Annotated in this window: 18 protein-coding genes and 1 pseudogene; 7 read left to right on the top strand and 12 right to left on the bottom strand. The window is 55.0% G+C overall.

Going from position 1 to position 19,580, the window contains the following annotated elements:
* Positions 1 to 92: 92 nt before the first annotated feature.
* The gene (gene yieH / locus AC007G_RS13470; protein WP_032697067.1) at positions 93 to 758 is read right to left on the bottom strand and encodes a 6-phosphogluconate phosphatase; all 666 of its coding nucleotides are present in this window, start codon (positions 756 to 758) and stop codon (positions 93 to 95) included.
* 168 nt (positions 759 to 926) lie between these two features.
* On the opposite strand from yieH, the gene AC007G_RS13475 reads away from it, so the two are divergent.
* Positions 927 to 2,264 (top strand): NCS2 family permease, encoded by a 1,338-nt coding sequence (locus AC007G_RS13475; RefSeq protein WP_004869195.1) that lies wholly within the window; start codon positions 927 to 929, stop codon positions 2,262 to 2,264.
* A gap of 55 nt (positions 2,265 to 2,319) precedes the next feature.
* On the opposite strand, the pseudogene AC007G_RS13480 reads toward AC007G_RS13475, so the two are convergent.
* The 11 genes and pseudogenes from AC007G_RS13480 to AC007G_RS13530 all read right to left on the bottom strand — a co-directional run bounded on the left by AC007G_RS13480 (position 2,320) and on the right by AC007G_RS13530 (position 10,511).
* Positions 2,320 to 2,629, bottom strand: a pseudogene (locus AC007G_RS13480) (hypothetical protein).
* 37 nt (positions 2,630 to 2,666) lie between these two features.
* The gene (locus AC007G_RS13485; RefSeq protein ID WP_479466621.1) at positions 2,667 to 3,251 is read right to left on the bottom strand and encodes a 4'-phosphopantetheinyl transferase family protein; all 585 of its coding nucleotides are present in this window, start codon (positions 3,249 to 3,251) and stop codon (positions 2,667 to 2,669) included.
* Between the two features lie 310 nt (positions 3,252 to 3,561).
* Entirely contained in the window at positions 3,562 to 4,521 is a 960-nt protein-coding gene (yidZ, locus tag AC007G_RS13490) for an HTH-type transcriptional regulator YidZ (protein WP_032690164.1), read from the bottom strand.
* Entirely contained in the window at positions 4,490 to 5,674 is a 1,185-nt protein-coding gene (locus AC007G_RS13495) for an MFS transporter (protein WP_142630228.1), read from the bottom strand. The genes yidZ and AC007G_RS13495 overlap by 32 nt, the downstream gene beginning before the upstream one ends.
* 118 nt (positions 5,675 to 5,792) lie before the next feature.
* Positions 5,793 to 6,197 (bottom strand): GNAT family N-acetyltransferase, encoded by a 405-nt coding sequence (locus AC007G_RS13500; protein ID WP_032690166.1) that lies wholly within the window; start codon positions 6,195 to 6,197, stop codon positions 5,793 to 5,795.
* A 181-nt stretch (positions 6,198 to 6,378) separates the two neighbouring features.
* Complete coding sequence (mnmE, locus tag AC007G_RS13505; RefSeq protein ID WP_032690167.1) at positions 6,379 to 7,743, bottom strand: tRNA uridine-5-carboxymethylaminomethyl(34) synthesis GTPase MnmE; 1,365 nt, start codon at positions 7,741 to 7,743, stop codon at positions 6,379 to 6,381.
* Between the two features lie 83 nt (positions 7,744 to 7,826).
* Positions 7,827 to 9,473, bottom strand: coding sequence for a membrane protein insertase YidC (gene yidC / locus AC007G_RS13510; protein WP_032690168.1), 1,647 nt, complete (start codon positions 9,471 to 9,473; stop codon positions 7,827 to 7,829).
* 2 nt (positions 9,474 to 9,475) lie between these two features.
* Complete coding sequence (gene yidD / locus AC007G_RS13515; protein ID WP_015585463.1) at positions 9,476 to 9,733, bottom strand: membrane protein insertion efficiency factor YidD; 258 nt, start codon at positions 9,731 to 9,733, stop codon at positions 9,476 to 9,478.
* Positions 9,697 to 10,056, bottom strand: coding sequence for a ribonuclease P protein component (rnpA, locus tag AC007G_RS13520; RefSeq protein WP_049264554.1), 360 nt, complete (start codon positions 10,054 to 10,056; stop codon positions 9,697 to 9,699). Before rnpA ends, yidD begins: the two co-directional genes overlap by 37 nt.
* A gap of 15 nt (positions 10,057 to 10,071) precedes the next feature.
* Positions 10,072 to 10,212 carry a 50S ribosomal protein L34 gene (gene rpmH / locus AC007G_RS13525; protein ID WP_004871828.1) on the bottom strand — a complete coding sequence of 47 codons (141 nt, stop codon included), beginning with the start codon at positions 10,210 to 10,212 and terminating at the stop codon, positions 10,072 to 10,074.
* Between the two features lie 218 nt (positions 10,213 to 10,430).
* Positions 10,431 to 10,511, bottom strand: a complete 81-nt coding sequence (locus AC007G_RS13530; protein WP_418325380.1) for a hypothetical protein — start codon at positions 10,509 to 10,511, stop codon at positions 10,431 to 10,433.
* Positions 10,512 to 10,833: 322 nt separating this feature from the next.
* Between AC007G_RS13530 and dnaA the strand changes: the two genes are divergently transcribed.
* The 6 genes from dnaA (at position 10,834) to AC007G_RS13560 (ending at position 19,424) form a co-directional block, all read left to right on the top strand.
* Positions 10,834 to 12,240 (top strand): chromosomal replication initiator protein DnaA, encoded by a 1,407-nt coding sequence (gene dnaA / locus AC007G_RS13535; RefSeq protein WP_032690170.1) that lies wholly within the window; start codon positions 10,834 to 10,836, stop codon positions 12,238 to 12,240.
* 4 nt (positions 12,241 to 12,244) lie between these two features.
* Positions 12,245 to 13,345: a DNA polymerase III subunit beta gene (gene dnaN, locus AC007G_RS13540; RefSeq protein ID WP_004869173.1), complete on the top strand. Its 1,101-nt coding sequence runs from the start codon at positions 12,245 to 12,247 to the stop codon at positions 13,343 to 13,345.
* 139 nt (positions 13,346 to 13,484) lie between these two features.
* Positions 13,485 to 14,558 carry a DNA replication/repair protein RecF gene (gene recF, locus AC007G_RS13545; RefSeq protein WP_032690172.1) on the top strand — a complete coding sequence of 358 codons (1,074 nt, stop codon included), beginning with the start codon at positions 13,485 to 13,487 and terminating at the stop codon, positions 14,556 to 14,558.
* 28 nt (positions 14,559 to 14,586) lie between these two features.
* Positions 14,587 to 17,001 carry a DNA topoisomerase (ATP-hydrolyzing) subunit B gene (gyrB, locus tag AC007G_RS13550; protein ID WP_004869170.1) on the top strand — a complete coding sequence of 805 codons (2,415 nt, stop codon included), beginning with the start codon at positions 14,587 to 14,589 and terminating at the stop codon, positions 16,999 to 17,001.
* A gap of 213 nt (positions 17,002 to 17,214) precedes the next feature.
* Positions 17,215 to 18,027, top strand: coding sequence for a sugar-phosphatase (gene yidA, locus AC007G_RS13555; RefSeq protein ID WP_032690173.1), 813 nt, complete (start codon positions 17,215 to 17,217; stop codon positions 18,025 to 18,027).
* 263 nt (positions 18,028 to 18,290) lie between these two features.
* Positions 18,291 to 19,424, top strand: coding sequence for a BamA/TamA family outer membrane protein (locus AC007G_RS13560; RefSeq protein ID WP_142630230.1), 1,134 nt, complete (start codon positions 18,291 to 18,293; stop codon positions 19,422 to 19,424).
* The last annotated feature ends 156 nt before the right edge of the window (positions 19,425 to 19,580 follow it).

A 19,580-nucleotide genomic window follows, 5' to 3' on the forward strand; every position in this document is an offset into this window, starting at 1 on the left:
CGTAAAATGCCCGGAGGCGCTACGCTTACCGGGCCTTCAACACCACGGATCCTGTAGGCCGGATAAGCGCTAGCGCCATCCGGCTTTTTTCATTAACGCGTAATATTCCATCCACGGGCTTTCCACAGCGCGGGCAGCTGTGCCAAATCAGTAAAGGTCGTCACTTTTGGATGATCGATCGGTTTGTTGTGCGAGTCGGCGCAGAAGTAAAAGACTTCCATTCCTGCCTCAATCCCGGACTGAGCGCCTGCGCTGGAATCATCCACCAGAATGCAGTTTTCGACGTTAACGTTCATGGCCTTTGCTGCATGGAACATCAGTGCCGGATCGGGTTTCCAGCGCTGAATATCGTAACCGCTGTACAGTCGGTCGGGAAAATGGCGCAACATGCCGGTTCTTCCCAGCGAGTGCTGCATTTTACTGACCGGGCCGTTAGAGACCACGCACATTGGCACGCTGACCGCATCCAGCAGCGTTTCCGCTCCTGCAATCGCTTCCAGTTCAGAATCAAACAGGCGCGCGACTTCGGCGCGGTAGAGGGGTTCGAGCTCTGGTTTTTGTAGATTAACGCCGTGCTCTTCGTTGATGGTATCAATGATCTCGTAGAGCTTTACGCCTTTGAAACGCTTAAAAATCTCGTCTAAATCCAGGGTAATGCCGAACGCTTTGAACATGTGAACATAGGCGCGGGAACAGATCACTTCGCTGTCGACCAGCGTGCCGTCGCAGTCGAAAAACAGGGCTTCTATTTGGGACATGCCGTTTCCATTTTAACAAGTTAACGTTTTCGTCCTGCCTATTCACAAGACGCAATCGTTGCCGTATAAGCAAATTCAATGAAAAAAATTACCATACAACTGCCCCCGGTGTCGCATTTTGGTATAGGATAGCGACGAATTTTCCCTCCTTTTGTTCGGAAACCGATAATGAGTCAACAACAAACCAGCCAGTCTTCTGGCCAGGGTCTGCTGGAGCGCGTATTCAAACTACGTGAACACGGCACGACGGCACGTACCGAAGCGATAGCAGGTTTCACCACCTTTTTGACAATGGTCTACATTGTTTTCGTTAACCCACAAATTCTTGGCGTAGCGGGTATGGATACCAGCGCTGTCTTTGTGACGACCTGTCTGATCGCCGCCTTCGGTAGTATTTTGATGGGGCTGTTTGCTAACCTGCCGGTTGCGCTGGCGCCGGCAATGGGGCTGAATGCCTTCTTCGCTTTTGTCGTCGTCCAGGCGATGGGGCTGCCGTGGCAGGTGGGGATGGGGGCTATTTTCTGGGGCGCCGTTGGTCTGCTGCTGCTGACTATTTTCCGCGTACGCTACTGGATGATCGCCAATATTCCCGTCAGCCTGCGCGTGGGGATCACCAGCGGTATTGGGTTGTTTATCGGCATGATGGGGCTGAAAAATGCCGGCGTGATTGTCGCAAACAAAGACACCCTGGTGAGCATCGGCAACCTGACCTCCCACAGCGTGCTGCTGGGGATTCTCGGCTTCTTTATTATCGCTATTCTCGCTTCCCGTAACATTCATGCTGCGGTACTGGTCTCCATCATCGTTACGACGCTGCTGGGCTGGATTCTGGGTGATGTTCACTACACCGGTATTGTTTCCGCTCCGCCGAGCATTACATCGGTGATTGGCCATGTTGATTTGGCCGGCTCCTTTAATCTCGGTCTGGCGGGTATCATCTTCTCCTTTATGCTGGTCAACCTGTTCGACTCCTCCGGAACTCTGATCGGCGTGACCGACAAAGCCGGCCTGGCCGATGAAAAAGGCAAATTCCCGCGGATGAAGCAGGCGCTGTTTGTTGACAGTATCTCATCGGTGGCAGGGTCCTTTATCGGCACCTCGTCTGTGACCGCCTATATCGAATCCTCTTCCGGTGTTTCCGTGGGCGGACGTACCGGTCTGACGGCGGTGGTGGTGGGGATTCTGTTCCTGCTGGTGATCTTCCTGTCGCCGCTGGCCGGCATGGTGCCGGCGTATGCCGCAGCAGGTGCGCTGATCTATGTGGGCGTACTGATGACATCCAGCCTGTCGCGCGTGAAGTGGGACGACCTGACGGAAGCGGTGCCGGCCTTTGTGACCGCGGTGATGATGCCGTTCAGCTTCTCGATTACCGAGGGGATTGCGTTAGGCTTTATCTCTTACTGCGTGATGAAGATTGGTACCGGTCGCCTGCGCGACCTCAGCCCGTGCGTGATTATCGTCTCGCTGCTGTTCGTACTGAAAATTGTGTTTATCGATGCGCACTAAGCGTCGTGCATGTCGTGCATAATGAAAAAGCCCGGCAGCGATGCCGGGCTTTTTTTTACGCTTTTACTCGCTGAATATACTCGGCAAAGGCGCTCAGCTGCCCACTTAAATGGTCGAGCGTGCTCTGATCGACCACCTCTCCCGATTGCGGATCGACCTTGTTCTGAATCACGCCGCCCATAAACTCAGGCTTGTTCATCACCATCGCATCGAGGAACACCAGAATTTGACGCAGGTGATACTGGCAGCGCGACGATCTCCATGCCCGCCGGCGCAATGCCAGGCAGGGTGCGTGCAACCATGCCATTAAAAGACCCCTTGCGCAGACTTCCGAGTAGCGTAACAACTTTCAACGTATCAGACATGATTGCTCCTTTGCATCATGATGGCCGGACAGACCGGTCAGTTGAGGGAGAGTGCTTTTTCTATGGGCAGGCTGGTAAAGCGCATCAGACGGGCAGAGGACTCCTTTGCTCGCATCTGTGCGTCCGGCAGACTACGCCAGCCTTCCTGACAATTGTATTCCCAGACTTTAAGCGGGCCGATGGCCGGCGTGGCGGCAATCGACCAGACCAGTATCGTTTCCGCATCGCACAGGGCTTCAACAGGCTGCATGTTGGTGGTTCGCAGTCGGCCCGCGCCGGGTAGCAGCTGCAGACGAACGGGCGCTTCAGCGGTTAACTTCAGCACGCTCCGGCGCAGCGCCACCAGCTGGGCGCGCGCTTCGTCAGGGTCGTGCTGGATGTTAATCCATAAATTCTCATTGCTGTTGAACACGTAGCGGTTGGCATCGTACAGCGGGTGGACGCCGCGTGAGGCGTGCTGAAGCTCCATATCCAGTCCGCAATCACCTTCCGTCGTCAAGCTCACGCCGACAATGTTTCCGGCATAGGAAATGGAAAATCGGGGCAGGTGGGGATCGCGAAAAACGGGCCTGCCGTTATCTTCTCTGATGATTTCGGGGAGCTCACTAATGCCATACAGCATAAACAACAGTTCGGCGAGCAGTGAACGTGATGCGCGATAGCGGGCCTGTCGGTATTCTGGCAGGCGCTGTGCGGATTGATGACAGGCCGCGGACAGTCGTGTCGATAGCGGCTCCCTGGTGCTGAGTATCCCTCTTGCAAAATGCGTTGCCATTCGTCGCTCCGTGATTAATGGTCAGAGAAAAAGTTGTGGGGATCTATTATCACCTGGTATTGATAGGTTTTAATGCGGAAATCCCCCCTTGAAAAGGGATTTGCGCGATTTTTACAATTTCTTGCGCAGTCAGGCGGGGATGGCAGGAGAAATCACGTCAGAGGGGGTCCGCATAGAGCCGCTTAAACGTTTCTCTGAGCCAGACTATCTTCGGGTTGTCGCTGTTGCGTTTGTGCCATAGCAGGGTAAAGGGCACCCGCGTTTTTTCCAGCAATAGCGGCTCCAGCGGAAGCGGCCGCGACACCAGCGGCAGATGGTGCTGCCGGTTATAGTGATGGCAATAACGTGGCGCGGTGGCCAGCATCGTGTGATTCGGCTGGGCGGCCATAAACAGCGATTGTTCAAATCCCGGCAGCGTTAACGCAACGGTACGTTTATGCCCCTGCTCGTGGAGAACGTCATCCAGCGCCCAGGTATCACTCTGTTCCCAGCTAATATTGATATGCGGATAGCGTAAAAAGGTCTCCAGATTCCACTCTTCGTCGAGTGCCGGGTGATCCGCGCGCAGCCAGACCTGAGGCAGGTCGGTAAACAGGACTTCAAAATCGATATACCACGGCAGCTGGCTGAGCTGCTCCCGTGAACGCGGATGCGTTTCACGTCCGCAAAAGCCGATATCAACCTCACCGCGAATGATCGCGTCCAGCGAGTCGTAGTCCCAGTTGCGCAGGCGAATTAGCGCCTGGGGATAGCGCTGGTAGATTTGCTGCGACAGCGAATTAAACAGGATCATCAGCAGCGGTGTTTCCGCCGCCAGTTCAAACTTCAGACCGCTCGGCATGATGTGGTGGGGTTTATCGAGGATCTGGTTGCCCATCTGCATCCAGTCCGCCAGATCCTGCTCCATGCTGGTCATCAATGGCGTCGGCGACAGACCGAGCGGCGTTTTAACGAATAGCGGATCGTCAAACCAGGTACGCAGTTTAGCTAATGATTTACTCACCGCCGACGGCGAAACGTTCATGCGTTTCGCCGTGCGGGTGACGCTGAGCTCCTGGGTCAGAAGCTGCAGACAGAGTAATAAATTAAGATCGAGACTCGACAGGGATTTCTTCATTATGTTGCGCAGCCCGAACAGAGGAAGCGGCCAGAATCAGAACAATACTCACTATGCTACAGCCAATGAGAATCCCGATCAGCATATTCATGGCACTTAACCCGATGATGGCGGCCAGCCAAATCCACAGCGAAGAGCCGCAAACCTGAGCAATGCCCAGTACCGAGCTGGCAACCCCGGCACGCAGGGTAAAGGGCCCCAGGGCCTGGCTCATGGCTACGCCAAAGCCCACTGAGAAGCCAGCGCAAATCAGCGCCAGACCCAGCATAGTTACCGTCTGGCTGGTGGCAAGGCTGAGCAAAGTCCCGGCCGTAAAGAACATGACCTGTGACGTCAGCATCAACGTCCGCGGTTTAAACAGGGTGAGCGCAAAGGGCGTTGAGAACGACACCGTCATGCTGACCAGCGCCATTAAGGCCATCGCCATTGAATATTGTCCGCGATCGAACCCCATCTCTTCCATCATCAATACCGGGGAGACGTTAACGTAGGTGAGGATCGCCGTTACGCTGAGGGTCGTAATGACGATACGGCTGAGGAAAAAGCGGTTCAGCAGGGATTCCGTGGCATTTTTCTGCCCGGCGAGAGTATGCGAAGGGGCTGTTGGCCGCGTTTCCCGCAGCATAAAGACCGAGAGCAGGCCGACCATCACTCCCATGCCGGTCATGGTGTAGAACAGGCTCTGCCACGGGTATTTCAGCATAATCAGGTGACCCAGAACGGGAGCCAGGACCGGGATAATGCAGGTGATGCCATTTAACAGCGACAGCACCCTGGCGCGACGACGATCGTCGAGCGTATCGCGCAGCACGGCGAAAGCGACGACATAACAGCTCCCCGCCCCGATGCCCTGGATAAAACGCCCGACGAGGAAGAGATCGCTGGTCTGCGCGTGCGCACAGAGCAGCGAAGCCAGAATAAATGTCGTCGAACCGAAAATGGCGACCGGTTTACGCCCGGATTTATCGGCTGCTCTGCCGGCAAACAGCATCGCGGCGGCCATGCCCGCAAGGTAAACCGAGAACGCAATATGCAGCTGTGCTTCGCTGGCGCCGAGGTCCTGCGCAATACGCGGCAAACCCACCAGATACATATCGATGCCGGATGGATAGAGTAAAACCAGCGCAAAACTGCAGATAAGAAAGCGTGCCATAAGACCCCCGCGAGAATAGAGGCGTACAGAGTAATGGCTATTGCGCGGCAGTACGAGTTGCCATTTGGACAACAATGATTTCCTGAGAGGAAAAACCCTCGTTGCGTTCTGCGATAAACTACCAGACTCTGGCCATTCCTTCGCTGGCCGGGCGCACCGGGGTAAACCCAAACTTCGCGTACAGCCCGGGGACGTCGGCGACCAGCGTGACATAGGCACCCTGGCAGGCGTTAGCGTCCAGCCAGCTGACGATCTTTTCCATGATGACTCTTCCCAGCCCTTTCCCCTGGTGCGCCGGATCGACCGCCACATCGACGATGTCGAAATTCACCGCGCCATCACCGACGATGCGCCCCATGCCCACGGGAACGCCTTGCCAGAGGATATGCACGCCATAGCAGCTGCGCGGCAACCCGGCCTTCACGCCCTCCAGCGGGCGCGGGGACATGCCGGCAATAAGGCGTAAACGGCAAAAATCCTCTGCCGACGGGACGGTCTCGATAACGGTGTAATCAGAAGTCATGACGCTATCCTGCTGTGGGAGGGTCATGACATTTAATGATGCCACGTTACAGGAAGCAACCTTGCGTCGGTGGGATCGTGAGATTAAAGGGAAAACCCCCTGCCAGGGAAATAAAAAAACCTGCATAAACATTATGTTGATGCAGGTTAGTTCATGCTCACCAATGCGCAGTGATGCCGCGTTATTTCCCGATACAGAAGCTGGAGAAAATGCGCCCCAGCAGGTCATCAGAGGTAAACTCGCCGGTGATTTCGCTCAGCGCCTGCTGCGCGAGCCGCAGCTCTTCCGCCAGCAGCTCGCCGGCCCAGGCGCCAAGCAGCTGCGCTTTGCCCTGCTGTAGATGGCTGGCGGCTTCTGACAGCGCCTGCAGGTGGCGACGACGGGCGAGGAAACCGCCTTCCATATTGGTATCGAAGCCCATGCTCTGCTTGAGATGGTTGCGCAGGACATCTATGCCCTCTCCGGTTCGCGCCGACAGCCGAATCAGCGAGTGGCCATTCACTTCACTGATACCCAGCGTTTCGCCGGTGACATCGGCTTTATTTCGCACCACGGTAATCGGCAGTTTCGCCGGTAAACGCTCGATAAAGTCTGGCCAGATCTCCGCCGGGTCGACGGCGCGGGTGGTCGTACCGTCCACCATGAACAGTACCCGATCGGCCTGCTCGATTTCCTGCCAGGCACGTTCAATACCAATGCGTTCAACCTCATCATTGGCATCGCGGAGTCCTGCGGTATCAATGATATGCAGCGGCATGCCGTCGATATGGATATGCTCGCGCAGCACATCGCGGGTGGTTCCGGCAATATCGGTCACGATCGCCGCTTCGCGCCCGGCCAGCGCGTTCAGCAGGCTCGACTTCCCGGCGTTCGGTCGGCCGGCTATCACCACTTTCATCCCTTCTCGCAGCAGGCTGCCCTGGCGGGCCTCGGCGCGAACGGCATCAAGATCGGCAATCACGCCGTTGAGCTGGGCTTCAATTTTACCGTCGGAGAGGAAATCTATCTCTTCATCCGGGAAGTCGATAGCGGCTTCAACATAGATACGCAGATGGGTCAGCGCTTCCACCAGATGATTCACCCGGGCAGAGAAGGCGCCCTGCAGCGAGTTGAGCGCCGAGCGTGCTGCCTGCTCGGAGCTGGCGTCAATCAGGTCAGCAATCGCTTCAGCCTGGGCGAGATCGAGCTTATCGTTAAGAAATGCGCGTTCAGAGAACTCCCCGGGCCTGGCGATACGCACGCCCGGCAGCGTCAGGATTCGTTTCAGTAGCAGATCCAGAATCACCGGGCCGCCGTGGCCCTGGAGTTCCAGGACATCTTCACCGGTAAAGGAGTTCGGGCCGGGGAACCATAGCGCAATACCCTGATCCAGCGGCGTGCCGTCGGTATCTTTAAAGGGCAGATAATCGGCGTAGCGCGGTTTTGGCAGCTTGCCGAGAACCGCTTGCGCGACGTCGCGCGCTTTGAGGCCGGAGATGCGCAGGATGCCCACACCACCGCGTCCCGGTGGGGTTGCCTGGGCGACGATAGTGTCGTTATGGCTCATGATGACTCTCTATGTAAATGTAAAAAAGGCGGTCTATTGACCGCCTTCTCTGGCATTGATTCTACTGCGGCTTAAGCAGAGTATCAGCTCTTTTTCTTCTCGCGGCTATGCAGACCACGTTTCTCGAGACCACGGTAAATCAGCTGCTGCTGAATAATGGTCACCAGGTTGCTGACGATATAGTAAACCACCAGACCTGACGGGAACCACAGGAAGAACACCGTAAAGATGACCGGCATAAAGGTCATGATCTTCTGCTGCATCGGGTCGGTCACGGTGGTCGGAGACATCTTCTGAATGAAGAACATCGTCGCGCCCATGATGATCGGCAGGATGTAGTACGGGTCTTGCGCTGACAGGTCGTGGATCCACAGGATAAACGGCGCATGACGCAGTTCAACCGAGGCGCTCAGCATGTAGTACAGCGCAAGGAAGATTGGCATCTGAATAATCAGCGGGAAGCAGCCACCCAGCGGGTTGACCTTTTCTGCTTTATACAGGGCCATCATTTCCTGGCTTTGGCGCTGTTTGTCATCGCCCAGACGCTCACGCATTGCCTGAATCTTCGGCTGCAGCATGCGCATCTTCGCCATGGAGGTGTACTGCGCTTTGGTCAGCGGGTACATGATGCCACGAACGATAAAGGTGATAACGATAATCGAGAAGCCCCAGTTACCGAGGAAGCTGTGGATGAATTTCAGCAGCTTAAACAGCGGTTGGGAGATGAACCACAGCCAGCCGTAGTCGACGGTCAGATCCAGGTGCGGCGCGACGGCAGCCATTTTGTCCTGAATGGCCGGACCGACCCACAGAATGCTTTCCAGCTTGTCGGTTTGACCCGGCTGTACCAGTACCGGCTGCGATTTATAGCCGATTGCGACAACACCGTTGCCGAGGTTGGCGGTGTAGAAGCTGTTGGTACCAGCGTTATGCGGAACCCATGCGGTGGTGAAGTACTGCTGCAGCATCGCCACCCAACCGTCTTTGGTGCTGACGTTCAGGTTTTCGTTATCGACGATGGTATCGAATTTATATTTTTCGTATTTCGATTCCGACGTTGAGTACGCGGCACCACGGAAGGTGTGCATCGTAGACAGGCCACCGGTTTGGGTATCGCGGCTGGTTGGCAGGTTGGCAGTCTGTTTCAACTGACCGAAGGTAGAAATCTCCAGCGGTTTTTCACCAACGTTCTGCACGTTATAACCCACGTTCACCGCATAATCACCGCGTTTCAGCGTGAAGGTTTTGGTGAAGACGTTGCCTGCTTTATCGGTATACGTCAGCGGAATGACGATTTCGTTCTGGCCTTCCGCCAGCACAAACGCATCTTTATCGACGTTATACAGCGGGCGGGCTCCATTAGCCGGGTTATCCGGGCCATCACGACCGGTTAAGCCGCTTTGAGCCTGATAGATAAACTGTGGCGTGGTTTCCAGTAACTGGAACGGTTCAGTCGACTTCAGTGCTTTCGGATAAGCCGGAAGCAGCGCTTGCTCCACATCACCACCGCGGGTGTTGATGGTCAGCTCAAGCACATCGGTTTTTACCGTAATCAGTTTCCCCTGGCCACTGGCCGGTACGCCCTGGTCGGCGGCGCTACCCGCTGCTGTGGTCGTTGTCTGCGTGGTCTGTTGCTGAGCCTGAGGATTGTTATCCTGCTCCCAGGCTTGCCAGATCATGAAAGACACGAACAACAAAGCGATGATAAGAAGATTGCGTTGCGAATCCATCGTTAGTGTTCTCTGGTATCAAATGGTCCAGGCGGGACGGGATCGTCACCACCAGGGTGTAAAGGGTGGCATTTTAATACGCGTTTCACTGTCAACCAACTGCCTTTTATCACTCCAAACCTGCGCAATGCCTCAATTCCGTAGCTTGAACAGGTTGGCGTGAAACGACAATGCGGCCCGAGTAGCGGACTAATCAGGCGCTGATAGACCCGAATAAGGCCTATCAGGACCCGGGAGCCAGGCGACAATGGCGGCGCCATAATTTTTCCAACGCTTCCGAGAGAGCACGGTTATCGAGGTCAGCAACCCCTTTCTTTGCCACCACCACGAAATCCATTGGCGGGAGTTCATGTTGACGCAAACGAAAACTTTCACGCGTCAGACGTTTAATCCGATTGCGTTCATGTGCGCGTTTGACGTTTTTCTTGGCGACGGTAAGACCGATGCGGGGATGCCCCAGCGAATTCAGGCGGCCGAGGATGGTGATTTGCGGCGTGCCAGCCCGTTGTGGCTGCTGGAAGACGAAAGTGAAATGACTGGGAGTTAACAAACGTAACTCCCTGGGAAATGCGAGCTTAACCACGCAGGGTTAGCTTTATTACTTGGAAACGGTCAGACGAGCACGGCTTTTAGCACGACGACGTGCCAGAACCTGACGACCATTTTTAGTAGCCATACGTGCACGGAAGCCGTGAGAACGGTTGCGCTTCAGTACAGACGGTTGAAAAGTGCGTTTCATGGCGGTTTCTACCTAAACTTGAATAATTTCACTGACTTTTGCGTATACCCGAACGAACTTCGAACGACTTACGCGGCAGCGATGGTGATTAAAGAGGCCGGATTGTAATAATTGTACACTCCGGAGTCAATTCTCTTTCCTTATTTCTCGCACCTTGTCGCACAAAAAATGACCTGCGACAGGCAACGGAAAACGGGCATTACGCGCCGGGTGGAGGATTATACGGCCTGACGGGTAAAGCGCAAGGATCGTAAAGGATCTTTGTTAGATCGTTTAGGCCCTAAACCAGCATAGCTCATTAAATTTTCCAATATGTGGGCGAAATCGTGCCTCACTCCTCTCCGGATCGATTACACTTACCCGGCTTTGATCCTTCCTGTGGATAAATCGGGAAGAATCTGTTGAGAAACACAAGATATCTTTCTCAGTTTAGGCTATGATCCCCGGTCCTGATCGCGATCCACCGATCCGCATCGGATAAATACCGCAGATAGCGGTTCGCGCGTCACCCCTTTTGTGCAGGGGCTTTTCGGCCAATGCTGGGTCTTGTCGACGTGTGCCAACAATCACGATTGTTTCTTTTTTTCTTTATATCGATTTTATGTTCGAGTGGAGTCCGCCGTGTCACTTTCGCTTTGGCAGCAGTGTCTTGCCCGATTGCAGGATGAGTTACCAGCCACAGAATTCAGTATGTGGATACGCCCGTTGCAGGCGGAATTGAGCGATAACACGTTGGCACTGTATGCGCCAAACCGTTTTGTGCTCGATTGGGTAAGGGATAAATACCTCAATAATATCAATGGACTCCTCAATGATTTTTGCGGTGCTGATGCCCCACAACTGCGATTTGAAGTCGGGACTCGCCCGGCGGTGCAGGCGCAGCGCGGCGCGGTAAATACGCATGTTGCGACCGCCGTACCGGCAGCGCAGGTTCAGACGGCGCGCGTCGCGCCAACGATCGTGCGTCCCGGCTGGGATAACGTCCCGGCACCGGCGGAGCCTACCTACCGCTCTAACGTTAACGTTAAGCACACCTTCGACAATTTTGTGGAAGGTAAATCTAACCAGCTGGCTCGTGCGGCGGCGCGTCAGGTCGCCGATAACCCGGGTGGCGCATATAACCCTTTATTCCTTTATGGCGGTACCGGTCTGGGTAAAACCCACCTGTTGCACGCGGTCGGTAACGGCATTGTTGCGCGCAAACCCAACGCCAAAGTGGTCTATATGCACTCGGAGCGTTTTGTTCAGGACATGGTTAAAGCGTTACAGAACAACGCCATTGAAGAGTTTAAACGCTACTACCGCTCCGTCGACGCCCTGTTGATCGATGATATTCAGTTCTTTGCCAATAAAGAGCGCTCTCAGGAAGAGTTTTTCCACACCTTTAATGCTCTGCTGGAGGGTAATCAGCAGATCATTCTCACTTCGGATCGCTATCCGAAAGAGATCAATGGTGTTGAGGATCGTCTGAAATCCCGCTTTGGCTGGGGGCTGACGGTGGCGATCGAGCCGCCTGAGCTGGAAACCCGCGTGGCGATCCTGATGAAAAAGGCCGACGAAAACGACATTCGTCTGCCGGGAGAAGTGGCCTTCTTTATTGCCAAGCGTCTACGCTCTAACGTACGTGAGCTGGAAGGGGCGCTGAACCGCGTTATCGCCAATGCCAACTTTACCGGCCGGGCGATCACCATCGATTTCGTGCGTGAAGCGCTGCGCGATCTGCTGGCGCTGCAGGAAAAACTGGTCACCATCGACAATATTCAGAAGACGGTGGCGGAATATTACAAGATTAAGGTAGCGGACCTGTTGTCGAAACGCCGCTCCCGTTCGGTGGCGCGTCCACGCCAGATGGCGATGGCGCTGGCGAAAGAACTGACCAACCATAGTTTGCCGGAAATCGGCGATGCGTTTGGCGGTCGCGACCATACCACCGTGCTACACGCCTGCCGTAAGATTGAGCAGCTGCGTGAAGAAAGCCACGATATCAAAGAAGACTTTTCCAATTTAATCAGAACATTATCCTCGTGACGCTATGAAATTTACCGTAGAACGTGAACATTTATTAAAACCGCTGCAACAGGTGAGCGGTCCCTTAGGGGGTCGTCCGACGCTGCCAATTCTCGGTAACCTGCTGCTTCAGGTCTCGGATGGCGCGCTGTCGCTGACCGGTACGGACCTCGAAATGGAAATGGTGGCGCGCGTTGCGCTGATTCAACCTCATGAGGCGGGTGCAACGACCGTTCCGGCGCGAAAATTCTTTGATATCTGCCGCGGCCTGCCCGAAGGCGCGGAGATTGCCGTTCAGCTGGAAGGCGATCGGATGCTGGTGCGTTCCGGACGCAGCCGTTTTTCGCTGTCGACCCTGCCCGCTGCCGATTTCCCGAATCTTGATGACTGGCAGAGTGAAGTCGAATTTACCCTGCCGCAGGCGACGATGAAGCGCCTGATTGAAGCCACGCAGTTTTCGATGGCGCATCAGGATGTGCGTTATTACTTAAACGGCATGCTGTTTGAAACCGAAGGTGACGAACTGCGTACCGTTGCCACCGACGGACACCGTCTGGCGGTCTGTTCAATGCCGCTGGGTGAATCGTTGCCGAACCATTCGGTGATCGTGCCGCGTAAAGGGGTGATTGAGCTGATGCGCATGCTTGATGGCGGCGATACGCCGCTGCGCGTGCAGATTGGCAGCAACAATATTCGCGCCCACGTCGGTGACTTTATCTTCACATCGAAGCTGGTTGATGGCCGTTTCCCTGATTATCGCCGGGTATTGCCGAAGAATCCCGATAAACATCTGGATGCCGGCTGCGATATTCTTAAGCAGGCCTTTGCCCGTGCCGCGATTCTGTCGAACGAAAAATTCCGCGGCGTGCGTCTCTATGTCAGCGAAAATCAGCTGAAAATCACCGCCAATAACCCGGAACAGGAAGAAGCGGAAGAGATTCTCGACGTTTCCTACTCCGGCAGCGAGATGGAAATCGGCTTTAACGTCAGCTATGTGCTGGATGTGCTTAATGCGCTGAAGTGCGAAAATGTGCGTATTTTGCTGACCGACTCGGTATCGAGCGTGCAGATTGAGGATGCGGCATCACAATCCGCAGCTTACGTTGTCATGCCTATGCGCTTGTAAAGAATATCGGGCTATCTGACTTGTTATTCTGGCTCCGGGCAGTGCTCGCAATCCTCACGTACTTTAGTACGCTCCGGTTGCTGCGCGCTGGCCGTAACCAGACTAACTGCGACGATAATGCCTTGGTTATGAGCTGACTATGTCGCTATCCCGACTCCTGATCAAAGATTTCCGCAACATTGAAAATGCGGATCTCGCCTTATCTCCCGGCTTTAACTTTCTGGTTGGCGCCAACGGCAGCGGCAAAACCAGTGTGCTCGAGGCCATCTATACGCTCGGCCACGGTCGGGCGTTTCGCAGCTTGCAAATTGGCCGGGTGATTCGCCATGAGCAGGAGTCGTTCGTGCTGCACGGACGCCTGCAGGGCGAAGAACGTGAAATCTCCATCGGCCTGACTAAAGATAAACAGGGCGACAGCAAGGTCCGTATTGACGGTAGCGACGGCCACAAAGTGGCGGAACTGGCGCACCTGATGCCGATGCAGCTGATTACGCCGGAGGGGTTTACATTACTCAACGGCGGCCCCAAATACAGAAGAGCGTTCCTCGACTGGGGATGCTTTCACAACGAAGCCGGATTCTTTACCGCCTGGAGCAATTTGAAGCGCTTGTTGAAGCAGCGTAATGCCGCGCTGCGCCAGGTCAGCCGCTATGCGCAGATACGTCCCTGGGATCTGGAACTGATTCCGCTGGCGGAACAAATCAGCCGCTGGCGTGCCGAATATAGCGCCGCGATCGTCGAAGACATGGCGGATACCTGTAAACAGTTTTTACCTGAATTCTCTCTGACCTTCTCATTCCAGCGCGGCTGGGAGAAAGAAACGGATTATTCCGAAGTGCTGGAGAGAAACTTCGAGCGTGACCGCATGCTGACCTACACCGCCCACGGCCCGCACAAAGCGGATTTCCGCATTCGTGCCGATGGTGCGCCGGTCGAAGATACTTTGTCACGTGGGCAGCTTAAACTCCTGATGTGCGCGCTACGACTGGCGCAGGGCGAGTTTTTAACCCGCGAAAGCGGGAGACGCTGTCTGTATCTGATAGATGATTTTGCCTCGGAACTTGATGACGCGCGGCGCGGACTGCTTGCCAGCCGCTTAAAAGCCACGCAGTCGCAGGTTTTCGTCAGCGCGATCGGCGCTGAACACGTAATGGACATGTCGGACAAAAATTCGAAGATGTTCACCGTGGAAAAGGGTAAAATAACGGATTAACCTAAGTTTAAATGAGCGAGAAACGTTGATGTCGAATTCTTATGACTCCTCCAGTATCAAAGTCCTGAAAGGGCTGGATGCGGTGCGTAAGCGCCCGGGTATGTATATCGGCGACACGGATGACGGCACCGGTCTGCACCACATGGTATTCGAGGTTGTGGATAACGCTATCGACGAAGCGCTCGCAGGTTACTGTAAAGACATCGTTGTCACTATCCATAGCGATAACTCTGTCTCCGTACAGGACGATGGCCGCGGTATTCCGACCGGTATTCACCCGGAAGAGGGTGTGTCGGCAGCTGAAGTCATCATGACCGTACTGCACGCAGGCGGTAAATTTGATGATAACTCCTATAAAGTCTCCGGTGGTCTGCACGGCGTGGGCGTCTCTGTAGTTAACGCCCTGTCACAGAAACTGGAGCTGGTGATTCAGCGCGACAACAAGATTCACCGCCAGATCTACGCCCACGGCGTACCGCAGGCACCGCTGGCCGTAACCGGTGATACCGAAAAAACCGGTACCATGGTGCGTTTCTGGCCGAGCTATGAAACCTTCACCAATGTCATCGAATTCGAATACGAAATCCTGGCAAAACGCCTGCGTGAGTTGTCATTCCTGAACTCAGGGGTGTCTATCCGCCTGCGCGACAAGCGTGACGGCAAAGAAGACCATTTCCACTACGAAGGCGGCATCAAGGCGTTCGTTGAGTATCTCAACAAGAACAAAACGCCGATCCATCCGAATATCTTCTATTTCTCCACCGAAAAAGACGGTATTGGCGTTGAAGTCGCGCTGCAGTGGAACGACGGTTTCCAGGAGAACATCTACTGCTTTACCAACAACATTCCACAGCGCGACGGCGGTACGCACCTGGCGGGCTTCCGTGCGGCGATGACCCGTACCCTGAACGCCTACATGGATAAAGAAGGCTACAGCAAAAAAGCGAAGGTCAGTGCCACCGGCGACGATGCGCGTGAAGGCCTGATTGCCGTGGTTTCCGTGAAGGTTCCGGATCCGAAGTTCTCCTCACAGACCAAAGACAAACTGGTTTCCTCCGAGGTGAAAACGGCGGTAGAGCAGCAGATGAACGAACTGCTGAATGAATATCTGCTGGAAAACCCGTCTGACGCCAAAATCGTGGTCGGCAAAATTATTGATGCGGCCCGCGCGCGTGAAGCCGCGCGTCGTGCACGTGAAATGACCCGCCGTAAAGGCGCGCTGGACCTGGCAGGCCTGCCGGGTAAACTGGCAGATTGCCAGGAACGCGACCCGGCGCTCTCCGAACTGTACCTCGTGGAAGGGGACTCAGCGGGCGGTTCTGCGAAGCAGGGTCGTAACCGTAAGAACCAGGCAATCCTGCCGCTGAAGGGTAAAATCCTCAACGTCGAGAAAGCCCGCTTCGATAAAATGCTCTCTTCTCAGGAAGTGGCGACGCTGATTACCGCGCTGGGCTGCGGCATCGGTCGCGATGAGTACAACCCGGATAAACTGCGTTATCACAGCATCATCATCATGACCGATGCGGACGTCGACGGCTCGCACATTCGTACTCTGCTGTTGACCTTCTTCTACCGTCAGATGCCTGAAATTGTTGAACGTGGCCATGTCTACATTGCCCAGCCGCCGCTGTACAAAGTGAAGAAAGGCAAGCAGGAACAGTACATCAAAGACGATGAAGCGATGGATCAATACCAGATCTCTATCGCCCTTGATGGCGCAACCCTGCACACCAATGCCAGCGCCCCGGCCCTGGCGGGTGAACCATTAGAGAAACTGGTTGCCGAGTTCAATGCGACGCAGAAAATGATTGTTCGCATGGAGCGTCGCTTCCCGAAAGCGCTGCTGAAAGAGCTGATTTATCAGCCGACGTTGAACGAAGCCGATCTGTCCGATGAGCAGACCGTAACCCGTTGGGTGAATTCGCTGGTGACCGATCTGAATGAGAAAGAGCAGCACGGCAGCCTGTGGAAATTCGATGTTCACGAAAATGCCGAGCTGCATCTGTTCGAACCGGTTATCCGCGTGCGTACCCACGGCGTGGACACCGACTATCCGCTGGATCACGAGTTTATCACCGGCGGTGAGTATCGTCGTATTTGCACGCTGGGCGAGAAACTGCGTGGGCTTATCGAAGACGACGCGTTTATCGAACGTGGCGAACGCCGTCAACCGGTAGCCAGCTTCGAGCAGGCGCTGGACTGGCTGGTGAAAGAGTCCCGTCGTGGTCTGTCTATCCAGCGCTATAAAGGGCTGGGCGAGATGAACCCGGATCAGCTGTGGGAAACCACGATGGATCCGGATAGCCGTCGTATGCTGCGCGTAACCGTGAAGGATGCGATTGCTGCCGATCAGCTGTTCACCACCCTGATGGGCGATGCCGTAGAACCGCGCCGCGCCTTTATCGAAGAAAACGCCCTGAAAGCGGCGAACATCGATATCTAAGCTCATCTTCTGGTCCCCGGTGGCGCGATGCCGGCCGGGGTTGCGGAATATGTTGCCCGGACAGGGCGCCTCGCGCCACTATCCGGGCGTTCCTCCGGCCTAAAAGAGGAATTCCTCGTTTCGATCCTATCCTCGTTTTCCCCTTCTTCTGTTGCTGTTTTTTGAGCGGAATCGCGTTAGCATGGCCCAGGACTCATCTTACCTGGGGATCTCATGGCTATTAAACTGATTGCAATTGATATGGACGGTACGCTGCTGCTGCCTGACCATACCATCTCTCCTGCTGTTAAAACCGCGATTGCCGCGGCGCGCGCGCGTGGCGTCAACGTTGTGCTCACCACCGGCCGGCCGTATGCCGGTGTGCATAGCTATCTGAAAGAGCTGCACATGGAGCAGCCGGGAGACTACTGCATCACCTACAACGGCGCATTAGTACAGAAGGCAAGCGACGGCAGTACCGTGGCGCAAACAGCGCTGAGCTATGATGACTACCGCTATCTTGAACAGCTTTCCCGCGATGTTGGCTCTCACTTCCATGCTCTCGATCGCAATACGCTATACACCGCGAACCGCGATGTGAGCTACTACACGGTGCATGAATCCTACGTGGCGACGATTCCACTGGTCTTCTGCGAAGCAGAAAATATGGACCCGAATATCCAGCTGCTGAAGGTGATGATGATCGATGAGCCGGCAATCCTTGACCAGGCTATCGCCCGCATCCCGGCGGAAGTCAAAGAGAAGTATACCGTGCTGAAAAGCGCGCCGTACTTCCTCGAAATCCTCGATAAGCGCGTCAATAAAGGAACCGGCGTGAAGTCTCTGGCCGATGCGCTGAATATCAAGCAGGAAGAGATCATGGCGATTGGCGATCAGGAAAACGACATTGCGATGATTGAGTTTGCCGGCGTCGGCGTGGCGATGGATAACGCGATTCCGAGCGTGAAGGAAGCCGCCAACTTCATCACCAAATCGAACCTTGAAGATGGTGTTGCATGGGCGATTGAGAAGTACGTTTTATCCTGACCCGATCTTCAGGCCCGGCGTTTTCGGGCCTGATTCTGCCTTGATGATGCATTAAATTAACCGCTTAGGGAATTTTTGCCTCACCGCACGCCAGTCCGCACAGAAGTCTCCCCTTCATTGCTGCAAATTCGATAAGCTTTCCTTCTTATATCGATGAACCCGTACCGCCCTCGAAAAAGCCACGCCGGATGCCAACTATAATCAAACCCGACGCAGTTTCGTATTGCCGGCCGTCATCACCTTTATCTCGGAGAGAAACGTTTTTGAGCACGCTGCGTAGCGTCATTCTGTGTTGTACCGCATGCTCTTTTATCGGGCAGGCGCAGGCGTTGAGCCAGGAACATATTGATGACTGGCTGAAAAACCTGGGGGCCAGCGACCAGTTTGATGCTTCGAAAGGGATCGACTGGGGCGTGATGCCCGGGCCGTTCTACACGCCGGAGCTAGGTCTGGGAATCGGCACCGCAATGGTTGGCATGTATCGCCCCGATCCCGCCGATACCGTCAGTCAAAATTCGACGTTAACGCTCAGCGGCTACGCCAGTTCCACCGGCGCATTTGGTATTAGCGTAAAAAACTACGCCTTTTTTGCCGACGATCTCTGGCGCATCTTTGTCGAAGGTTCGCTGGCCAATACGCCAACGTATTACTGGGGACAAGGTTTCACTGCCGCCGATAACGACGGTGGCAAAGAGAAATATACCGCGCAGGTACTGACGCTGCGGCCCACCGTATATCGACAGCTGGTGGACAATGTGTATCTTGGCGTGGGCTGGTCACTGGCCGCCCAGAATGCCGATGAGACGGACCGCGACGATTTGCCCAAAATTGAAAGCACTCCTCAGGGGCCCTCGGTATTCAGTTCTGGCTTCAGCATCGATGTGAACTGGGACGATCGGGATTTTGTTCCGAACCCTCGCCAGGGCCAGTATGCGGACCTCCGCTATACCCACTATGCTCCGGGGCTGGGGAGCGATACCCGATTTGATGAATGGCATCTTCACTACAGCCGCTACACCGCGCTCAGCGACAAAAGCGTCCTGGCGTGGGAGAGCGACGGAGTATTTACCCACGGCGATGTACCGTGGAGCATGCTGCCGCTTCTCGGCAGCGATGAACGCATGCGCGGCTATTATCAGGGGCGCTATCGCGATAAAAATGTGCTGAGCACCCAGCTGGAGTATCGTCGCCAGCTTACCTGGCGCCATGGCATTGTTGCCTGGGTTGGCGCAGGGACGATGGGACCTTCCGTTGATTCTCTGAATGACGGCCGTTGGCTACCGACGGCGGGCGTTGGCTATCGCTTTGAATTTAAACCGCGGGTGAATATTCGCCTCGACTATGGTATCGGCAAAGGCAGCAGCGGCTTTTACTTCCAGGTCGGTGAAGCCTTCTGATGTCGGGTTCTGTCCTTGTGAATCCACCTGCAGAAGTACCGTGGTGTCGCGGTTTACTCTCGTGGTTTACATCGCCATAGTCGACGTAGGTCGCTGCATTCGGGCTGGAACATCCGCTCATATTCAGGCGCGATTCGACACCACTAAAGCGGGAAT

The organism is Klebsiella sp. CSG-1, assembly GCF_056521145.1.